Source organism: Paenibacillus sp. RC84 (assembly GCF_041260495.1).
In the GTDB taxonomy this organism is placed as follows: Bacteria; Bacillota; Bacilli; order Paenibacillales; family NBRC-103111; genus Paenibacillus_F.
In genome coordinates, this window is the sequence record NZ_JBGBYL010000009.1 from 276,371 (window position 1) to 292,639 (window position 16,269).

Annotated in this window: 19 protein-coding genes; all 19 read left to right on the plus strand. The window is 57.3% G+C overall.

Translation table 11 applies throughout. The annotated features are described in order from the left end of the window. The first annotated feature begins 1 nt into the window (after position 1). The 19 genes from ABH899_RS21145 (at position 2) to ABH899_RS21235 (ending at position 16,267) form a co-directional block, all read left to right on the plus strand. Entirely contained in the window at positions 2-1,951 is a 1,950-nt protein-coding gene (locus tag ABH899_RS21145) for a carbamoyltransferase C-terminal domain-containing protein (RefSeq protein WP_370000276.1), read from the plus strand. A 56-nt stretch (positions 1,952-2,007) separates the two neighbouring features. Continuing rightward, positions 2,008-2,799, plus strand: coding sequence for a phytanoyl-CoA dioxygenase family protein (locus tag ABH899_RS21150; protein ID WP_370000278.1), 792 nt, complete (start codon positions 2,008-2,010; stop codon positions 2,797-2,799). A 3-nt stretch (positions 2,800-2,802) separates the two neighbouring features. After that, positions 2,803-3,636 (plus strand): phytanoyl-CoA dioxygenase family protein, encoded by an 834-nt coding sequence (locus ABH899_RS21155; RefSeq protein ID WP_370000281.1) that lies wholly within the window; start codon positions 2,803-2,805, stop codon positions 3,634-3,636. A 29-nt stretch (positions 3,637-3,665) separates the two neighbouring features. Then, positions 3,666-4,925 carry a class-II aminoacyl-tRNA synthetase family protein gene (locus tag ABH899_RS21160; RefSeq protein WP_370000284.1) on the plus strand — a complete coding sequence of 420 codons (1,260 nt, stop codon included), beginning with the start codon at positions 3,666-3,668 and terminating at the stop codon, positions 4,923-4,925. A 2-nt stretch (positions 4,926-4,927) separates the two neighbouring features. Beyond that, positions 4,928-5,953 (plus strand): hypothetical protein, encoded by a 1,026-nt coding sequence (locus ABH899_RS21165; protein WP_370000287.1) that lies wholly within the window; start codon positions 4,928-4,930, stop codon positions 5,951-5,953. A gap of 25 nt (positions 5,954-5,978) precedes the next feature. After that, positions 5,979-6,230: an acyl carrier protein gene (locus ABH899_RS21170; RefSeq protein WP_103994495.1), complete on the plus strand. Its 252-nt coding sequence runs from the start codon at positions 5,979-5,981 to the stop codon at positions 6,228-6,230. Positions 6,231-6,358: 128 nt separating this feature from the next. Next, on the plus strand, positions 6,359-6,892 hold the full coding sequence (locus ABH899_RS21175) for a hypothetical protein (RefSeq protein ID WP_218229016.1): 534 nt from the start codon (positions 6,359-6,361) through the stop codon (positions 6,890-6,892). A 78-nt stretch (positions 6,893-6,970) separates the two neighbouring features. Continuing rightward, positions 6,971-8,149 carry an NAD(P)/FAD-dependent oxidoreductase gene (locus tag ABH899_RS21180; RefSeq protein ID WP_370000292.1) on the plus strand — a complete coding sequence of 393 codons (1,179 nt, stop codon included), beginning with the start codon at positions 6,971-6,973 and terminating at the stop codon, positions 8,147-8,149. After that, positions 8,142-9,080: a PDZ domain-containing protein gene (locus tag ABH899_RS21185; protein ID WP_370000295.1), complete on the plus strand. Its 939-nt coding sequence runs from the start codon at positions 8,142-8,144 to the stop codon at positions 9,078-9,080. Before ABH899_RS21180 ends, ABH899_RS21185 begins: the two co-directional genes overlap by 8 nt. 21 nt (positions 9,081-9,101) lie before the next feature. After that, positions 9,102-9,953 carry a phytanoyl-CoA dioxygenase family protein gene (locus ABH899_RS21190; RefSeq protein WP_370000298.1) on the plus strand — a complete coding sequence of 284 codons (852 nt, stop codon included), beginning with the start codon at positions 9,102-9,104 and terminating at the stop codon, positions 9,951-9,953. Position 9,954: 1 nt separating this feature from the next. Beyond that, positions 9,955-10,779 (plus strand): phytanoyl-CoA dioxygenase family protein, encoded by an 825-nt coding sequence (locus tag ABH899_RS21195; protein ID WP_370000301.1) that lies wholly within the window; start codon positions 9,955-9,957, stop codon positions 10,777-10,779. Then, entirely contained in the window at positions 10,776-11,573 is a 798-nt protein-coding gene (locus tag ABH899_RS21200; protein ID WP_370000304.1) for a phytanoyl-CoA dioxygenase family protein, read from the plus strand. The genes ABH899_RS21195 and ABH899_RS21200 overlap by 4 nt, the downstream gene beginning before the upstream one ends. A gap of 14 nt (positions 11,574-11,587) precedes the next feature. Beyond that, the gene (locus tag ABH899_RS21205) at positions 11,588-12,436 is read left to right on the plus strand and encodes a phytanoyl-CoA dioxygenase family protein (RefSeq protein ID WP_370000306.1); all 849 of its coding nucleotides are present in this window, start codon (positions 11,588-11,590) and stop codon (positions 12,434-12,436) included. 87 nt (positions 12,437-12,523) lie between these two features. After that, positions 12,524-12,763, plus strand: coding sequence for an acyl carrier protein (locus ABH899_RS21210; protein ID WP_370000308.1), 240 nt, complete (start codon positions 12,524-12,526; stop codon positions 12,761-12,763). Beyond that, entirely contained in the window at positions 12,760-13,200 is a 441-nt protein-coding gene (locus ABH899_RS21215; RefSeq protein WP_370000309.1) for a 3-hydroxyacyl-ACP dehydratase FabZ family protein, read from the plus strand. Before ABH899_RS21210 ends, ABH899_RS21215 begins: the two co-directional genes overlap by 4 nt. A gap of 17 nt (positions 13,201-13,217) precedes the next feature. After that, positions 13,218-13,637: a 3-hydroxyacyl-ACP dehydratase FabZ family protein gene (locus ABH899_RS21220; protein WP_009673060.1), complete on the plus strand. Its 420-nt coding sequence runs from the start codon at positions 13,218-13,220 to the stop codon at positions 13,635-13,637. Further along, the gene (locus ABH899_RS21225) at positions 13,624-14,520 is read left to right on the plus strand and encodes an alpha/beta hydrolase (protein WP_370000312.1); all 897 of its coding nucleotides are present in this window, start codon (positions 13,624-13,626) and stop codon (positions 14,518-14,520) included. The genes ABH899_RS21220 and ABH899_RS21225 overlap by 14 nt, the downstream gene beginning before the upstream one ends. Further along, a complete protein-coding gene (locus tag ABH899_RS21230) occupies positions 14,433-15,299 on the plus strand; it encodes an alpha/beta hydrolase (RefSeq protein WP_370000315.1) in 867 nt (288 codons plus the stop codon). The genes ABH899_RS21225 and ABH899_RS21230 overlap by 88 nt, the downstream gene beginning before the upstream one ends. Then, on the plus strand, positions 15,299-16,267 hold the full coding sequence (locus ABH899_RS21235) for a hypothetical protein (protein WP_370000318.1): 969 nt from the start codon (positions 15,299-15,301) through the stop codon (positions 16,265-16,267). Before ABH899_RS21230 ends, ABH899_RS21235 begins: the two co-directional genes overlap by 1 nt. The last annotated feature ends 2 nt before the right edge of the window (positions 16,268-16,269 follow it).

Consider the following 16,269-nt stretch of genomic DNA (forward strand, 5'->3'; position numbering starts at 1 on the left):
CATGTGGCGAGGTGAAAGCATGCAGGACGGTTACTATCTTTCCACCTATTTTCATATCGGCCCCCTGGATTATTTGACGGGGACTTGTATCCGGCACGACCCCAATATGGCCCTGTTCCGCAAGGAGGGCGGCGATATCCGGCTTATCCGCTATTGGGAGCTGGAGAGATTCACGGGGCGCAAGCAGCAGAGGCAGTCTTTCTACAGTCTTGAGCATGCCGCAGGGGTCGTCGACGAATTGCTCGGCCCGCTCGGCCTGTCCTTGGAAGACATGACGGAAGTGTGGGGCACGCCCGGGCTGGCTACGTGTTCGGATTACCACTCCCTGGACGAGTACCCGGACTTGTCCTATCACAGCATCTCCCATCTGTTCTCGGCCGTAATGGCGGACAGCAGGCTGTTCTATGAAGGAAATGTGCTCGGGCTGGCCGTCGATGGCATCCCGGATGACGTGGTGGACAGGGAGACGGGGAACAAACCGTTTTTTGCCGGCTGCCTGGTGCGCAGCGGGAAGCTGGAGCTGTTTCCGGTGCAGTCCCCCGGTCCGCTGTGGGATTGGTCCAGCACGTATTACAACCTGAGAGAAGGCACGCTGATGGCGCTTGCCTATGCTTCCGAAAGCGTCGTAAATCCTGTTCCTCTGGAGCTTCCGCCGGCCTACGACCGGAATTTCAACATCTGGGAGCATGATTATTTACGGCCTCTCATCGAAGCTGCGGACAAGCTTTGCGAGAGGGATACGCGGGAAAACCCTGCTTGTACGGGCTTGGATCCTCGCTTCACGGAGAGAGAGAACAAGATTTCCGCCGTGATGAAGCAGGTGCAGGCGGCATCCATCGCCCTGATGGAGCGGAATGTGGAAGCCATTCTCGACTCATACGGCGTCAAGCCGGAAGAGACCTATCTCGCTCTGGCCGGCGGTTATGCGCTGAATTGCCCGACGAACAGCCACCTCATGCGCAAGTACGGGTTTAAAGGCATGATTGCGCCGCCCTGCGTAAACGATTCGGGCCTGTCGCTCGGCATGGGCCTGTATGCGTTTTACCGCAAAATGTCCCCGGCGAGCATCCGGTTCCGGCTCGGTCACGCCTACCATGGCGCATCCGGGTCCGCGCTGGAGGAAGTCCTCCAGTCCGGCGCCTTCGCCGGCTGCATCGGGAGTGTAACCCCGCTGGAAGAAAGCCGGGCGGCCGAAGATCTGTGCCATGCGCCTGTCGTCTGGTTCGACGGACCGGCGGAAATGGGGCCCAGAGCGCTTGGCGCCCGTTCTCTTCTCGGGGACCCGAGGACATCGGCGGCGAAGGATGCGCTGAATACCGTCAAGCAGAGAGAATGGTGGCGCCCGGTCGCGCCCGTTATTCTTGCCGGCGAGGTAGGGGAGTGGTTCGAGGAAGGCTGTCCGTCGCCCTATATGCTCCATACTTTCCGCGTAAAGGCGGAGAAGCGGGAGCTAATCCCGGCCGTTATTCATCTGGACGGCACGGCAAGGGTTCAGACGGTGGAAGATGCTCCCCCTACCCGGAATCTGTACAGGCTGCTCCGGGCTTTTAAGGAAGCGACCGGAGTTCCGGTTCTGTGCAACACTTCCCTGAACGGCAAAGGAGAACCGATCATCCAGGATATCGGGGAAGCGCTGCATTTCGCTCTGGTGAAGGGCATCGAAGTGGCGTATATCAACGGCAGGCGCGTTCAGTTGGTCAACCATGGCAGCTACCGGGCCCGGGCGGGGAACGCCGCTTTTCCGCGACAAATCGAATTCAGCCCGATGAGTCCCGAAGAGAGAGAGGCTGCGATGCTGCGGCACAATCCTCACCGAATTCCCCTGGAGATCCTGAAATTTTATATGGAACGGATCGAAAGAGGCGGCATCAAGCGCTACGACCTGACCGATCCGAAGCAGGCCCGCCGGCTGATCCGGGAGGTCCAACTGCACCGGTCGAGGCCGGGATAACGGGAATTTCGCGATCCTGAAGCCTAGTCATTTTATTCATCCGAAGGAGGCTGTTTATGACTGCGTACTCATTAAGCGTGCAGGAGAAACAATTTTTTGCCGAGGAAGGCTATCTGATGCTGAAAGGCGTGTATTCGCCGGAAGAAGTGAACGCTTTGAAGGAGGAATACCACAAGGCCTGGCTGGATTCGATTCTCGACAAGAAAATCGTACAGGACCCGGAGAAGCCGTTAACGAGCTTGTTTCCGCGCATGAAGGATCTGCATAAAGATCATGCCCTTGTACGCGAGTTTGTTTTTAAAGAGGAGGCTTTAGCCGCCCTGGAAGAATTGGCCGGGGAGGAAGCTCTTCTGGTATCGACCAACTTTTATTTCAAGCCTCCGGGTTCGACGGGCATGCCGTTTCATCAGGACAACTACGGTATCGGCGTCCTTCCGGGCACCTGTTATGCGATATGGGCGGGCCTCGATCCGGCGGATGTGTCCAACGGCGGCATGCGGATTGTGCGGAGGACCCATACGTCGGATCTTCAGGTTCCGGAGAAAGTGTACACAACGGCCGAGGATACCTTCGGCGGCTATGTTCAGACTCTGACCGTTCCCGAAGAACATGAGCTTATCGAGCTGCGGACAGAGCCGGGCGATATCGTGATTTATCACGGAAATTTGATCCACGATTCGGCGGACAATGGGAGCGAGGTTCTTTTCCGCCATTCGATTATCAGTCATTACGCCGGGGCGAGCGCCGAGAAGACGACGCTTAATTTCAATTATCTGATGAACAAAGAAGGCCAGCGGGTGCGCAAGCGGATGAACGCGGGCGCCAACTTGGGCAGAAAGGGGGAGTGAACGATGAATGAGAAGCTAACGGACGACAAGCTTACCACGTTCGCCGGCGAGGGCTATCTCGTCCTGAGCGACGTGTATACACCGGAGGAAGTCAACGAGTTAATCCGTCAGTTTGATCTGCATTGGGTGCAGCTCACCGCTTCCGGGCAGATCATCCAGAACGGGAACCGTCCGCTCGAAAGTCTGTACCCCCGCCTCCGGGATTACCACCGGAAGAATGAAATCATTAAGCGGTTATCCCTCAAACCGCAGCTGTTCGCTTATCTGGAGCAGCTCATCGGCGAAGAGGCGCTCATTATTTCGACCAGCTATTATTTCAAATCTCCTTCGACGAGAGGTCTTCCCATGCACCAGGATAATTACGCTTTCGGCGTGTCGCCGGGAACGACTTATGCCGCATGGATATCGCTGGACGGTTCGGACGAGGGCAACGGGGGCATGACTTTCGTGCCCGGTACCCACTCGTTGGACCTGCAAGTGCCCGAAGGCGACGTTTCCGACGTCCGCCGGTATTTTTCCGATGAAGGCCAGTGGCTGAAGGATTACGAAACGGCGGAAATGGTGAAGGTTGCCACGAATCCGGGAGATGTTATTTTTTTCAACGGGAATATTGTCCACGGCTCTTCGGACAACTTGTCCAGACACCGCTTCCGCAGGTCGCTGCTCATTCATTTTACCGGGGTGAGCGTGGAGAAGCTTGCGCTTAATTTTAACAATCTGATGGATAAAACGGGCGCCAGAGTGCGCAGAAGGCTCAATACGGATACGAAAATTACCGAAGGCCAGGAATCGGTGTTTTCCATTCAAGAAGCGGATTATTTTGCCGGGTGGAGGTAGAAAGAGGCGTGGAGAAAGCAGGTGACAGGATGCTCATTCGAGTACCGCTCGATAAGGTGGGGCAGGCCGGAGATCTGATTCAACTCATGGAAAAAATTTATTATCTGTCCGATCGCATTACGAACGTCAGCCGGGATGAGGCGGCTTTGACGATCGAGTACGGGGGTTCGGACGAAGAAGAGGTCGTCCGCCGTCTGGATGCCTTATGCGCATCCCTGTCCGGACGCCGGAAGCTTCCCTACCGGAAGGTGAAGGATAACCGCAGGGATGGGAAGGCGGCCGGACGCGCCCGAGCGCGAACAGGAGCGTCACCGTCACGGGAGCGGGATAGCGAAAACAGGGAAAGCAGTGAAAGCAGTGAAAGCGCCAAGGAGGCCCATGTGCTGCTGGAGCAGGCGCTTGTGAAGCTTCTGCGGAGCCGGGCGCATGCGTACGGGGCGGCTCTCCGCAGATACCCGGCGATGATGCCGGAATCCGTCCTCCAGAAGAGCGGATATATCCGGAATTTCCCGCAGAATGTTTATGCCGTAGGGGAATTCCGGCATCAATTCGACACAATGCAGGAGATCCGTGCCCGGCTCGAGGACAACGCGCCGCTGCACGAGCTGCTGCAGCCGAGCGGCATGTATCTGCAGCCCTGCGTCTGCTACCACGTGTACGAGGAACGGAGCGGGACAAGAAGCGGCGGCCCTGCGGGAAACGGGAGCGGCCCCGGGGCGGCGGGGGCGGTTTCGTCCGGCCCGAAGCTCGCGCTTTACTCCGCTTACGGACCTTGCTTCAGGCATGAGCACGCCAGTCGGATAGACGATTCCCGGCTGCGCGAGTTCGGGATGTTCGAGATCGTGTACATCGGCGGAGCGCAGGAGGTAAGGGATATGCGGCTGAAGCTGCTGGAGGACACGTGGCTCCTCTTCGGGCAATTGGGGCTGGAGGGGTACGTGGAGACGGCGTCGGACCCCTTCTTCCTGCCGGAAGACACGGACCGCCGGCTGTTCCAGCTCGCTGCGGAGTCCAAATTCGAGCTGCGGTTCGCACCCGGCGGAGGAAGCGCAAGCGATTATGCGGTCACGTCTTTCAATGTATGCGGAGACGTGTTGTGCAAAGCGTTCGGCATAACCGGAGAAGCAGAGGAATACGGAGACTCCGGTGAAGCGGGCGAGGCGGGCAAGGGCGCTCCCCTTCATTCGGGCTGCACCGCCTTCGGAGTGGACCGATGGGTGCAGGCCTTGGCCGACACGCACGGATACGAGGCCGGAAGCTGGCCGCAGCTCATCAGGGAGCATCTGTAAGGATGGATACGAGACACCTGCTTCCTGTCGTGGAATCGCCGGGTTTCGAGACCGAATGCTACCACAACATCCGGTTGAGTCTTCTGCTTGCGCATGCCCGGACGCTGCCCTGGTACCACAGCCACTTTATGAACCTGACCCTCAAATCGACGGGGGCCGATCTGTTTCCCGTCGTCCGCTTTGAAGAGCATCTCGACGTCTATTCCGAAGTTCTCGAGGAAACGCCCCTTGTCCGCTGTGAGGACTGGGTAGAGACGGCACGGAAGAACCTGGGCGAAGGCCGCTATATGATCGTGTATTTTAACTGGAGAAACATCCCCTGCTCCCGTTATTACAACAAGCAGGATATGTTTCATGAAGCGCTCGTGTACGGCTTCGACGATGAGCGCAAGGTTTTTCACTTTCTCGCTTTCGACGTGAACGGCAAAGGATACGGAAGCTCGGAGGTCCCCTACGGCCTGTTCGGCCGGGAGATGACCAGACTGGCCGATGAAGATTTGCATGCCCAGCGCTGGTTTGCTTTCTACGGGTTTCCCGCGTCGGTTATCCGGCTCAAAGATGCGCTCGCGTCCCGTCCCGATACCCGTAACATGTACTTTGCCCTGGAGAGAGGCAGGGTGCGGGGGAACGGTTCGCAGGATGAGACGTTTGCGATGGGCCATTACGTCAACGAGGTTCTGTCCCTGTATTTCCGGCAGCTTGCGGAGGGAAGACCTCTTCAGGCTAAGGAATTCATTTACTGGAACATTATCGTTCACAAGATGATTCTCCACAAAAGTCTGATGCTGCAAAGGATTGTTTATCTTCAGACCGGGACGGATTCCAGTCAGCTGGACCTGTTGAAGAATGTGTATATCAAGGCCAAAACGGAGATGGACCGGGCCAAGTGGACGAGCATCAAATATCAGCGGACGAAAGCATCCGTATACCTGCATCAGCTTGCGGACAATTTCCAGACCCTGTATGAGCTTGAGAAACGGGCTTCCGCCATGCTGATGGAGTTTCTTACCTTGTCTCACTTGAAATGAAAATCTGAATCGTCGAGGTGTAAGCATGAACCAAACAGCCATGGAAGCTGTGATTATTGAACATGTGAAACAGATTTTGCCCCAGCAGATCGAGATTGAGCCGACCACCAAGCTTCTCGAAACGGGAATCGACTCCATGAGTTTTATCCGGCTTGTGGTGTTGCTGGAGGAAGCTTTCAACATCGTGATCGAAGACGAGGAGATTCTGCTTGAGAATTTTACCAGTGTGGAAACGATCCGGAACCTCATTCAGAAATGCCTGGACGGCAAAGGGTGAACCGGACGGAACGCACGCCAACAGAAGACGAAGAGGTCATGGTCAAAAGCAGAGTAACCGACCGGGGGATATGAGATAGTAAAAGTACCCCGGGGAAACAAAAAACAGCCACTCAAGGAGGCAAAACCATGAAAACCGCATCGTCCAAAAAGAATGCCAAGCAAGTGACCATGACACTGGAGAACTCCAACAGCAAAACTTATCTGGAGCTGCTGGACGGACGTTCCGAAGAGCTTCAATTCACTCAGGTAGCACCGACCGAGTTCACCGTCAACGATTCCGAGTTCAGCCTGAAATCCGGCATCAATGTGGAACTGGGCATCAAAAATGTCGATCTTGTCGCGACTTCGAGCGTGATCTGGCCGGGACAAACCATCCGCGTCCGCGGTGGTCTGCACGGACAAGGCGCGGCCATGAAAGCTCAAGCCACAATCCCGTTCAATAAAAAAATGGCGGACGGCGTTCAAGGCGAGTCCTGGCTGTACTGGGTGATCGAAACTCCGGAAGGCGAATTCCACAACAAACAGGCGATTCACATGAAAGGGACCCTGAAAGGCCTGCCTCCGAAAAACGCCACGTTCTATTCGGACAGTGTCACTCCGCTGTTTGACAGCGAAGACAATCAAGTGGGAACCGTATACGGATGCCTGCAATCTAACTAATCGAACGGTCAAAGGAGGGGTCATCCACACGGGCCCCTCTTTCTTACTTGAAAATTGCCGTACGAGAAGGAGAATGCGATGTACGACGTGATTATCGTGGGCGCGAGATGCGCCGGAGCTTCGCTGGCTTCCTTTTTGGGGCGGCGCGGACACTCGGTTCTGCTGGTCGATCAATTTCCGTACCCGAACGCGACAACGTCAACCCACATCCTGGGCGAGAGCGACGTGTACGGGAGGCTCGGCATTCTCGGGAAAATGGAGTCCGCCGGAGCGCCTTTCTTGACGCGGATGCGGGTGGATTTGGAAGGGACTGTTTTCGAGTCGGATATTACGGTGACGAAAAGAGCCCTGGGACTCCGCAGAGAACTGCTGGACCCTCTGCTTCTGCAAAGCGCAGCCCGTCATCGGAACGTTGAAGTGCGGCTTAACACCAGAGTGACGAAGATTTTACTGGAGAACGGACGAGCCGCAGGCATCGAATGCCGGAGGAAGGACGGGCAGCTTCAGCGTTTCGCCGGAAAAGCCGTAATCGGTGCGGACGGCCGGTATTCGGCGGTGGCCAAAGGGGTGCGGGCCCCTCTGGAGACCGAGACGGAGCGGCCGCTTCACGGGGTTGCTTACGCGTATTTGTCCGGTGTGCATCGGCTGCCCGTTCCGGCGGTCGAATGGTACTGGAAGGGTTCGTCCGTCGTCCTGTGCAATCCGATCGACGGGCTGATGCACTGCGCAGCCATCATGTATTCCCCCGAAGAACAGGAGCGGATGGGCCGCCTCGGACGGGGGGAATTCATGGAAAGGCTGCTGGAAATCCGCACGCTGGCGCCGAGACTGGCAGAGAGCGGATTGGAAGGAAGCGTCCGGGGAATTCCTCCGGCTAAAAGCTTTATCCGTAAAGCTTACGGCTGCGGATGGGCGCTGGCGGGAGATGCCGGAGCTTTTCTGCACCCGGTGGCCGGCGTCGGAATCGACAACGCCGTATGTACGGCCGAAGTCCTGGCGGACGAGCTGCATGCTTTTTTCACGGGCGCGAAGGAATGGGAAGAAGCGATGCGGAGCTATGAAGAGCAGCGCAACAACCGGATTTATCCGCAGTACCGGCATTCGCTGGCTACGCTGGAAACGGCCGGCGATCCCTTAACGGAAACGTCGGCCGGCGCCCTGAAGATGCTGGCGACTTTCCCGAGTCTGGTCAAGAAAATCGGCCTGCAGGCGGAAGCCGTCATTTCACTTTTATCTGGAGGTCAAAATCATGATTGAATGTCCAACGGACCGTACACGCAATGTCACTTATCTCGAAGCTGCCCCGGAGCAAGTATGGTGGTCGATCGCCACGACGGAAGGAACGAATACGTATCTCACGTACTCTTCTTCTACAACAGGCGATCCCTCTCTGCCGAAGGCGGGAGATGTCTACACGCTCAATTACGGCGACATCGAGAATCAGTCTGTCGTTGTGGAAAGCGTACCTAACCGCCGTTTCGTCCTCTCGGACGCTTATCAATCCCTGGCACCCGACGGCAAAGCGGAAATCTTCTATGTAAACACGGCTTTTACCTTAGAGGCAACGGACGGGTTTGTCAAATTGAGTCTGCAGGTGCAGGGATTCGCCGAAGACACGTACGGGCAGTGGCTGCGCGAGTGTCTGGAAATGGGCTGGCGGCGCTCTCTGATGAATTTGAAGTCGGTGCTCGAATTGGGCTTGGATCTGCGGACGGAATTATTCAGTTATCCCCGGCTCGGTGTAACCAACTGCACGGTGAACCCGGAACAGAGCCGGGAGACGGGAGTTTCCGTGCGGGGCGGAAATTATTTGCTGGAAGTATTCCCGAACAGTCCCGCACAGAAAGCGGGGCTCCGGGCACACGATGTCATTCTCGCCATTGGGGGACGGACAACGGCGACCTACGGCGATTTCGTCCGCGTCATTTCGTCTTATTCCGGTAAAAAGGGGCCCGTATCGGTAATGTTCAGCCGCAGCGGCAAGCAGCACGAAACGACAGTGCGGCTGTCTGTCGAAGAGCAGTTCACCGGCTTAAATAAGGAGAGCCTCTCCCTGGAGGAAATTAAACACAGGCGCGAGCTTATCGCGAAAAGCCGCTCGGCATCCGGAGCGGTCTGGACCGGAACGGAGAGCGGCATGAAGGATGCGGCTGAGAACGGAGAAGACGGTGCAGCGGGAACTGAATGAAACGAAAGGAGCGTGAGGGGAATGATCGGGGAAGAACGGAGTGCGACAGCCGGGCTGGACAGGGAGTACAGCCTTACCGGCGAGCAGATTAGCCGCTACCGCAGGGACGGGCATGCTTACCTGGAAAAAGTCTGTTCGGCCGAGGAAGTACAAGCTTACCGTCAGGCGGTTACGGAAATTTACCCTACGTTCACGGCCGATTCCTATCCGCCGGACGAACGGGAGTTTTACGGAGTGGAACGGGCCTTTCCGACCGTGATGAACATGTGGGAGAGAAGTTCCAAGGTGAGAACTTTCACCTTCGCCCGCCGTTTTGCCCAAATCGCCGCCGACTTGATGGGCGTGGACAGGCTGCGCCTGTACCACGATTCGGCTATTTTTCTGGAGCCCGGAGGAGGAGCGATTCCCTGGCACCAGGATAGTCCCTACATGCTGCAGATGGACCCGGACATGACGATGACCATGTGGATGCCGCTCGTCGATCTGCCGGCGGAGCTCGGATCGATGCGCTTTATGTCCGGCTCGCACGAGTTGCTTGCGGACAAGCATACGAATCTGCTTCTGCAGGCTTACCGGAAAGGACTGGCCGAGGTCCATTACGGGGCGATGCCCGCCGGAGACGCGACCTTCCATTCGGGCTTGACCCTGCACTATGCGGCGGCCAACCGGACCTCCATCGTAAGGGAGGTCGCCACGATCATTTACGTTGCGGATAACCTGCGAATCGTTGAACCGGATACTGAAGCGAGAGCGTATCACCTGAGACGGATTTTTCCGGGAATGAAGCCCGGGGATACAGCCGTCAGTCCTTGGACGCCGCTCGTGTTCGACCGGTTTGCAGAGTCCGGCAGCCGGACGGAAAGGAAGGGATAAGATGGAGAACACGCATGGTTTTGATGCCCTGGAGCAGGAATGGAACGTGTCGCGGGAGGACATCGACGGGTTCCGCAGGGACGGGCATCTGCTCCTGAGACAGTTGGCCTCGGAGGAAGAGATCGGCCGGATCCAGGAAGCGTGCCGGCGCGAGATCGCCCGGCTGGACGACGGGCTCAGGCTGCAGGTGATGAACGTCTGGGAGAAGGATGCCGCCGTGAAGGCGTTTGTCTTCGCCCGGAGATTTTCCCGGGTTGCGGCGGATCTTCTCGGTGTGGACGGAGTCAGGCTGTATTTCGACCAGGTCTTCTTCAAGAAGCCCGGGGCGGGCGCAATGCCTCTGCACCAGGCCAATCAGTTCATGCTTGAACTGGACCCCGATTCCGTCCTTTCGATGTGGATGCCGCTCACCGATATTCCGGGAGAGAGGGGGCCGCTCTCTTACGTTGCCGGTTCGCATCTTCACGAGAAGCTCCGGGGAGCCAAAAATCCTCTCCTCGCGGCCATGAGACTGGGCCTCTCGGAGAAGCCGTGCGGCCCGATGCGGGCGGGGGATGCTTCCTTCCATACCGGCTGGACGCTTCACGGCGCTTACGGCAACGATACGGAGATCACGAGAGAGATGCTCATTATTACCTGGTTTGCCGAAGATGCCCGGATTCCGGATCCCGCGGACAGCGCCGGCAGGAATCCGCAGCTTCAGAGCCTTTTCCGGGGCCTGGAGCCGGGCGGCAAGGCGCAGGGACGGCGGCTTCCGCTGCTGTTTTACCGGCCCTACCGGGATGTGGTCAAGCTGGTTCATCAAGCGGAGGAGGATGCGGAATGAACGGGGCCGTTCACGATGACCTGCCGCCTCTGAGCGACAGCTACGCACTGCCGGAGGGCCTGATCGCACAGTTCCGGGAGAAAGGGCACGTCTGCATCAGGCAGGCGGCCTTCATCCATGAAATCAGCGCCTACCGTCCGCATATCATCTCGGCGGTGGAGGGCTACACGGGAGACCGGAGCGTCCGGCCGCATAAGCAGCTGTATATGAACCTCTGGGAGGAGGATACGCGTGTCCGGCAGTTCGTATTTGCGCGCCGGTTGGCTAAGCTGGCGGCGGATCTCATGGGCGTCACGGGAGTCAGGCTGTATCTGGACCAGGCGAACTTCATCGAGCCGGGGGCCAGCGTGACGCCTTGGCATCAGACCGAGGCTTATATGCTGGAGCTGGACCCCAAGCAGATTATCACCATGTGGATGCCACTGGTTGATCTGCCGGAGCCCGGCGGGCCGGTGACCTACCTGTCCGGCTCGCATCTTCTTCCGGGGGGCGCATCCAAGAATCCCCTGCTGGAAGCGAAAAGAGCGGGACTCCCGGAAGAGAACTACGGTCCGCTGAGGACCGGCGACGCTGCGTTTCATGCGGGGCGTCTGCTGCACAGCGCTCCGGGGAACGGCGGGGCCTTCACTCGCGAGGTGATGACGGTGACGTATTTTGCCGACGGGGCGAGAATTCTGGATCCCGAGGACAAGTCCGGCAGAGCCCCGCACCTCAGGCGCCTCTTCGCCGGAACCGGGGCGGGACAGCCGGCCGCAGGGCCGCTGACGCCGCTGCTTTACCGCAGGCTTTTTTAAGAGGAGGAAAATAGGTGGAGGATTCTCTTTTCACGGCAAATTTGCACGAGGAGATTGTGCTGTCTCCCGGACAGATAGAAGAATACCGCAGCAAGGGTCATGTTTATGCCGGACGGGTCGCCGCGGAAGAAGACGTGGCGGCCCTGCGCCCCCTGGTGAGGGAACTGGTCCGGACCTGTGTGCGGGAAGACCGGCCGCTGGAGGAGCGCGATGATTTCGGCAGAGCTTTTCTCCAGCTGATTAATTTATGGCAGAGAGACGAAACTGTGAAGAAATTCGTCTTTGCCCGCAAATTCGCCCGGATGGCCGCCGATCTGCTGGAAGCGGACGGGGTGCGGCTGTACCTGGATCAGATTTTTTACAAGGAGCCGGGAGGCGGCCCTACACCTTGGCATCAGGATGGCGCGTATATGCTCCGCTTTAAACCCGACAAGCTCATTACTCTCTGGCTGCCTCTGACCGATATTCCGGACGAGATGGGCTCGCTGCGGTTCATTTCCGGTGCGCATGAGACCCGGCGGATGAAAAGTTCCGGCAATATTCTGCTGGATGCGGTCCGCAGAGGGCTGACGGAAACCGGCTACAAGGGAATGAAGGCGGGGCACGCGACGTTTCATTCCGGATGGACGCCTCACAGCGCGCTGGCGAATCCGACGGACTCCATGCGTGAAGTCCTGACGATCACGTATATAGCGGAGGATGCGGTTATAGCCGACCCGGAGGATAACGAGGCGCGACGGAAGCATCTGGAGACGTACTTTCCGGGACGGAAACCGGGAGAACGCGCGGACAGTCCGCTTAATCCGGTTCTGTACAGCAGGGACGGAGCTGCCCGGTCTGCGTCTGAATCCGCGGCTCAATAAAGCAAGAATTGTTTGCAATCGAAGCAGAGAGAAGCGGCGGCGGGACCTTTACAATGAAAGCAACGGAAAGTTTGGAGGGGAAGCAACGTGTCTGCGAAAGATCAAATACGTCTGTTTTTAAGCGATCAAGGCTGCGGTATGCTGCCGGTCGAAGAGATTAGCGAAGAAAAACGGCTTTTCGATATGGGATTCGATTCGCTGAGGTTTATGGAGCTTGTCGTGCTTATCGAGGAGCATTTCGGAGTCCAGTGGCCGGACGAAGCGCTGGAAATCAGCGGCAGTACGCAGGTCGGGGATATCGTTCAGGCGCTTGAAGGCTGTTTATGAGCCGCCGCCCGGACTACGGTCATTTGCTGACGATGCTGCCCCATCAGTTTCCCCTCCGGGTGCTGGACGAGGTAAAGGATTATTCGCCCGGAAAATTTCTTGTAGCCGGATGCAGCCCGCTGCCGCTGAAGATCTACTTCGGCAATACGGATACCATTCCGCCTACCCTGCTGATTGAGGGGCTGGCCCAAGCGTGCGTCATCCTGACCCAATTGGAGACGGCACCCCTGGAGGAAGATGAAGTTCCCCTGCTGGGAGCGATCAAGGCCAAGCTGCTGATGCCCGTATCCTGGCAGGAACCCATTACTTACAAGGTAGAACCCGTCCGCATTTTAAGCAAAAAAGCGATCTTTACCGGCACTTTGTACCGGTCGGACGGAACAACAGCGGTATCGGCCGAACTAAGCGTAGCTGTTGCCGCGACATCAAATTCATAATAGGCGGGGACCATCGTATGCCGGCAGAGGCTTATTTGCATGACGCAAAACCTTGGACCATGGTGGACCGGATTATCGGAGAAAGCGATAGGGCCATCTCAACATTGAAGAATATTTCCGGCAGTGATTTCTATTTGATTGGTCATTTCCCTTCATACAGTGTATATCCCGGTATGCTGATGGTGGAATGCATCCTGCAATCGGCCGAGCTTCTGCTGCGGCGGCAATTGCCCGGGAAACCGGGCGACTGCCGGTTCGGCGAAATCGCTTCGCGTTTCCTCAGTCCGGTCGTTCCCGGGGACTCCGTAAGATTTGACGTCGGCTTTACGGCCGGAGGAAGCGAACTGGCGGCCGTCGGGAAAGTCGGCGGCCGCACCGTGATTCACTGCAAAATGAAACTGCTGCGGGAGGAGGGGGAGAAGGATGAACGGAGATGAAAGGCTGGTGGAGCTTTACGACCAGGGGAAACTGGCGGGAGTTCTGCACCTGCCGCCCGAGCACCTCAAACCTTGTCCGGTGATCATATACTGTCCGGGCAAAAACGGCGAAAGGTACGAGGTGCACCGGCTCGCCGTGAAATTCGCCCGCAGATTGGCAGAGCAGGGAATCGCTTTCCTGCGTTTCGATTATTACGGAATCGGCCTGAGCGACGGGCATTATTTCGACATGACGACCTCCGGTAAAATCTCGAATGTGCGGAAAGCCTATGAGTTTGTCTGCGATCATCCGGATCTGCAGGAACGGGAGGCCGTCTTCCTGGGATTCAGCGATGGAGCCAGAATCGCCTTGATGGCGGCACGGGCGAGCGGGATAGAGAGGCTGGTTCTGTGGAGTCCGCTGTTTTTCGAATTCGGCGGGAATTATCCGAGCGGAAAGCATCCTCGTTTTATCCGGCATCCGGAAGCGGGCAAGCTGGTTATGCCGTGGGCCGGCCTATGGGTCGGGATGGATTTTTACCGGGATTTGCAGAGCATGGACACCGAAGTCGCCCTGGAATCTTATAAGGGCTCTTCCGTCCTCGTCTACGGAGACAACGATCCTCTCATCCTGGAGGAAATGGAGCTGTCGGAGTCCCGCCGGTCGGCGATTTACAGGCATTCCGCACAGAATCGGGTAGTCCGGGTTCCGGAAGCGGGCCATCTGTTTACATCCAGACCGCTGGAGGAAACGCTGATGGAGCATACGACTTCCTGGCTCCGCACGGAGCGTCTGGTTAGGGGGGAGGGCAGCTTATGTGGAAGCAAAGACGATTCGGACATGACCGCGGTATCTACGGACTCGTGGAAGAACTTGACGGACCCGGGAACGATCTCGTTGTGACGTTCGCGGGATTGGGCCAGGCGATGAGCGAAAAAAACTACCTGTTCTCCAACCTGCGCAAATGTTTGGCCCGGAGCGGAGCAAGGGTCGTTCAATTCGACTACCGCGGCCACGGGGACAGCTTCGGAGAATTGGGGGACACGACGGTGTCCGGCATGAAGCGGGATGCGCTCGAAGTGCTTGCCGAAGTTTTGGAAGAGCACCCGACGGAGAGGATCTTCCTGATCGGCAACGCCCTCGGCGGGATCATAGCCCTCCAGACGGCAGCCGCACTGCAGAAGAAGGAGGAAGCTGCTCCCGTCTGTATCCCTGTACTGCTGGCGCCTCCTTTCCGGAAATTCCCGGAGAAGGAAGCTTTGTTCGGACGGGAGGCGCTTCAGGCTCTCCGCCGTGAAGGAAAGCTCGACGCCCAGCTTCTTGTGCCGGGCTTCGATTATTACACGCTGAGCGACTTTAACCGGGAGCCGTACGATTTTTTTATGGCTTGGGGCGCCCATATGCTTTATTTGCACGGTCAGTGTATTTCAGGCGGTATGCTGGACGAGCTTCTTGAGCTGGATACGGCCCGTCTTGTCAGAGAATACGGCGGGCCTCTGCACATCGTGTGCAGCAGTGAAGATGACGACACCCGGATAATGACGGAGGCAATGGACCACGTCTTTCTGCACAGGATGCAGGGATACCGGTATTTTTACCAGCATCCTGCGGCAATGGACCAATGGATAACCGAGGCGGTCTCCATTGTACGGAGCGATAACGGGGAGAGGGAGAAATTTTAATGGAAGAAACCCGGAAAACAATAGCGCAAACCATCCTGTCCCAAAAAACCGACTGGCGGTTCCCGGACGGCGAAGGATTATCCCAGCGCACGCTTGACTGCAGACAGCTCTGCATGATGGAGGTGCTTAAATGGAAAGGAGAGCGGCAGCTTACGCCCGTTTTCCTGAACGCCTTCGACTGCGAGTCGAACGGACTCATGCTGAGGCGCAGAGAGCCCGAGCCGGGGAGAGGCTGGAGGCTGACAAAATATTCCCCTTTGAATACGGAGGGACTGTATCCTCTGATTGATTCCGTCTTCGATCACGAAGGCTACTGTCTGTTGTTTTACAATGCGAAGGAAGCCGTGTTCTCCTCGTATTACGGGAAGCACGATATCGTTCATTGGTCGCTGCTGGTCGATTATGACGAGGCGGGGGTGACACTGGTCGATGACGAAGGGGCCCCGGCTTTTTTTAACGGGTATATCGGCAAAGTCCCCTGGGAAACGCTGATGAGCGCTCAGGCGAACTCGGAGAAGGGCGGTGTCGCCATCCTTGGACGCCGGCCGGGGTATGCGAAGACTTGGGAGGAAGAATTCCTCTCGCTGGTCCGTGCCTCGGTACACAATATGGTCGATCAGCAGGGACTTAAGAATCTGGAGAACTTCGTAAAGGCGATTGCGGAAAGCCCGCCGGAAGCCTTGATCCCCATGCTGGAAACGCTGGAGTTCGACGTCCACTATTTCCGCCGGTTGAGGGAGCTGTGGAAAACGGCCGTGGAGAACGGCACCGTACCGGTTCGGTACAAAGCCCCCGGCTGGGTGGAGGAGCTTGTTTACGTGTGCAAATCATGGTCTTTGGTTATGGGGGTTCTGGCTAAGTGGAAAAGGCAGCCGGATAAAGACTATTCGGCTAAGCTTACCGATTACCTCGGGCAAGCCCTTGAAAGCGAAAAAGGGTTTTACCGGGAGCTACGACATCTAGTATGAGG

Bases quoted from the DNA above. Each gene is read 5' to 3' on its own strand.
- ABH899_RS21145 (WP_370000276.1), top strand. From the start codon at position 2: ATGTGGCGAGGTGAAAGCATGCAGGACGGTTACTATCTTTCCACCTAT.
- ABH899_RS21150 (WP_370000278.1), top strand. From the start codon at position 2,008: ATGACTGCGTACTCATTAAGCGTGCAGGAGAAACAATTTTTTGCCGAG.
- ABH899_RS21155 (WP_370000281.1), top strand. From the start codon at position 2,803: ATGAATGAGAAGCTAACGGACGACAAGCTTACCACGTTCGCCGGCGAG.
- ABH899_RS21160 (WP_370000284.1), top strand. From the start codon at position 3,666: ATGCTCATTCGAGTACCGCTCGATAAGGTGGGGCAGGCCGGAGATCTG.
- ABH899_RS21165 (WP_370000287.1), top strand. From the start codon at position 4,928: ATGGATACGAGACACCTGCTTCCTGTCGTGGAATCGCCGGGTTTCGAG.
- ABH899_RS21170 (WP_103994495.1), top strand. From the start codon at position 5,979: ATGAACCAAACAGCCATGGAAGCTGTGATTATTGAACATGTGAAACAG.
- ABH899_RS21175 (WP_218229016.1), top strand. From the start codon at position 6,359: ATGAAAACCGCATCGTCCAAAAAGAATGCCAAGCAAGTGACCATGACA.
- ABH899_RS21180 (WP_370000292.1), top strand. From the start codon at position 6,971: ATGTACGACGTGATTATCGTGGGCGCGAGATGCGCCGGAGCTTCGCTG.
- ABH899_RS21185 (WP_370000295.1), top strand. From the start codon at position 8,142: ATGATTGAATGTCCAACGGACCGTACACGCAATGTCACTTATCTCGAA.
- ABH899_RS21190 (WP_370000298.1), top strand. From the start codon at position 9,102: ATGATCGGGGAAGAACGGAGTGCGACAGCCGGGCTGGACAGGGAGTAC.
- ABH899_RS21195 (WP_370000301.1), top strand. From the start codon at position 9,955: ATGGAGAACACGCATGGTTTTGATGCCCTGGAGCAGGAATGGAACGTG.
- ABH899_RS21200 (WP_370000304.1), top strand. From the start codon at position 10,776: ATGAACGGGGCCGTTCACGATGACCTGCCGCCTCTGAGCGACAGCTAC.
- ABH899_RS21215 (WP_370000309.1), top strand. From the start codon at position 12,760: ATGAGCCGCCGCCCGGACTACGGTCATTTGCTGACGATGCTGCCCCAT.
- ABH899_RS21220 (WP_009673060.1), top strand. From the start codon at position 13,218: ATGCCGGCAGAGGCTTATTTGCATGACGCAAAACCTTGGACCATGGTG.
- ABH899_RS21225 (WP_370000312.1), top strand. From the start codon at position 13,624: ATGAACGGAGATGAAAGGCTGGTGGAGCTTTACGACCAGGGGAAACTG.
- ABH899_RS21230 (WP_370000315.1), top strand. From the start codon at position 14,433: ATGTGGAAGCAAAGACGATTCGGACATGACCGCGGTATCTACGGACTC.
- ABH899_RS21235 (WP_370000318.1), top strand. From the start codon at position 15,299: ATGGAAGAAACCCGGAAAACAATAGCGCAAACCATCCTGTCCCAAAAA.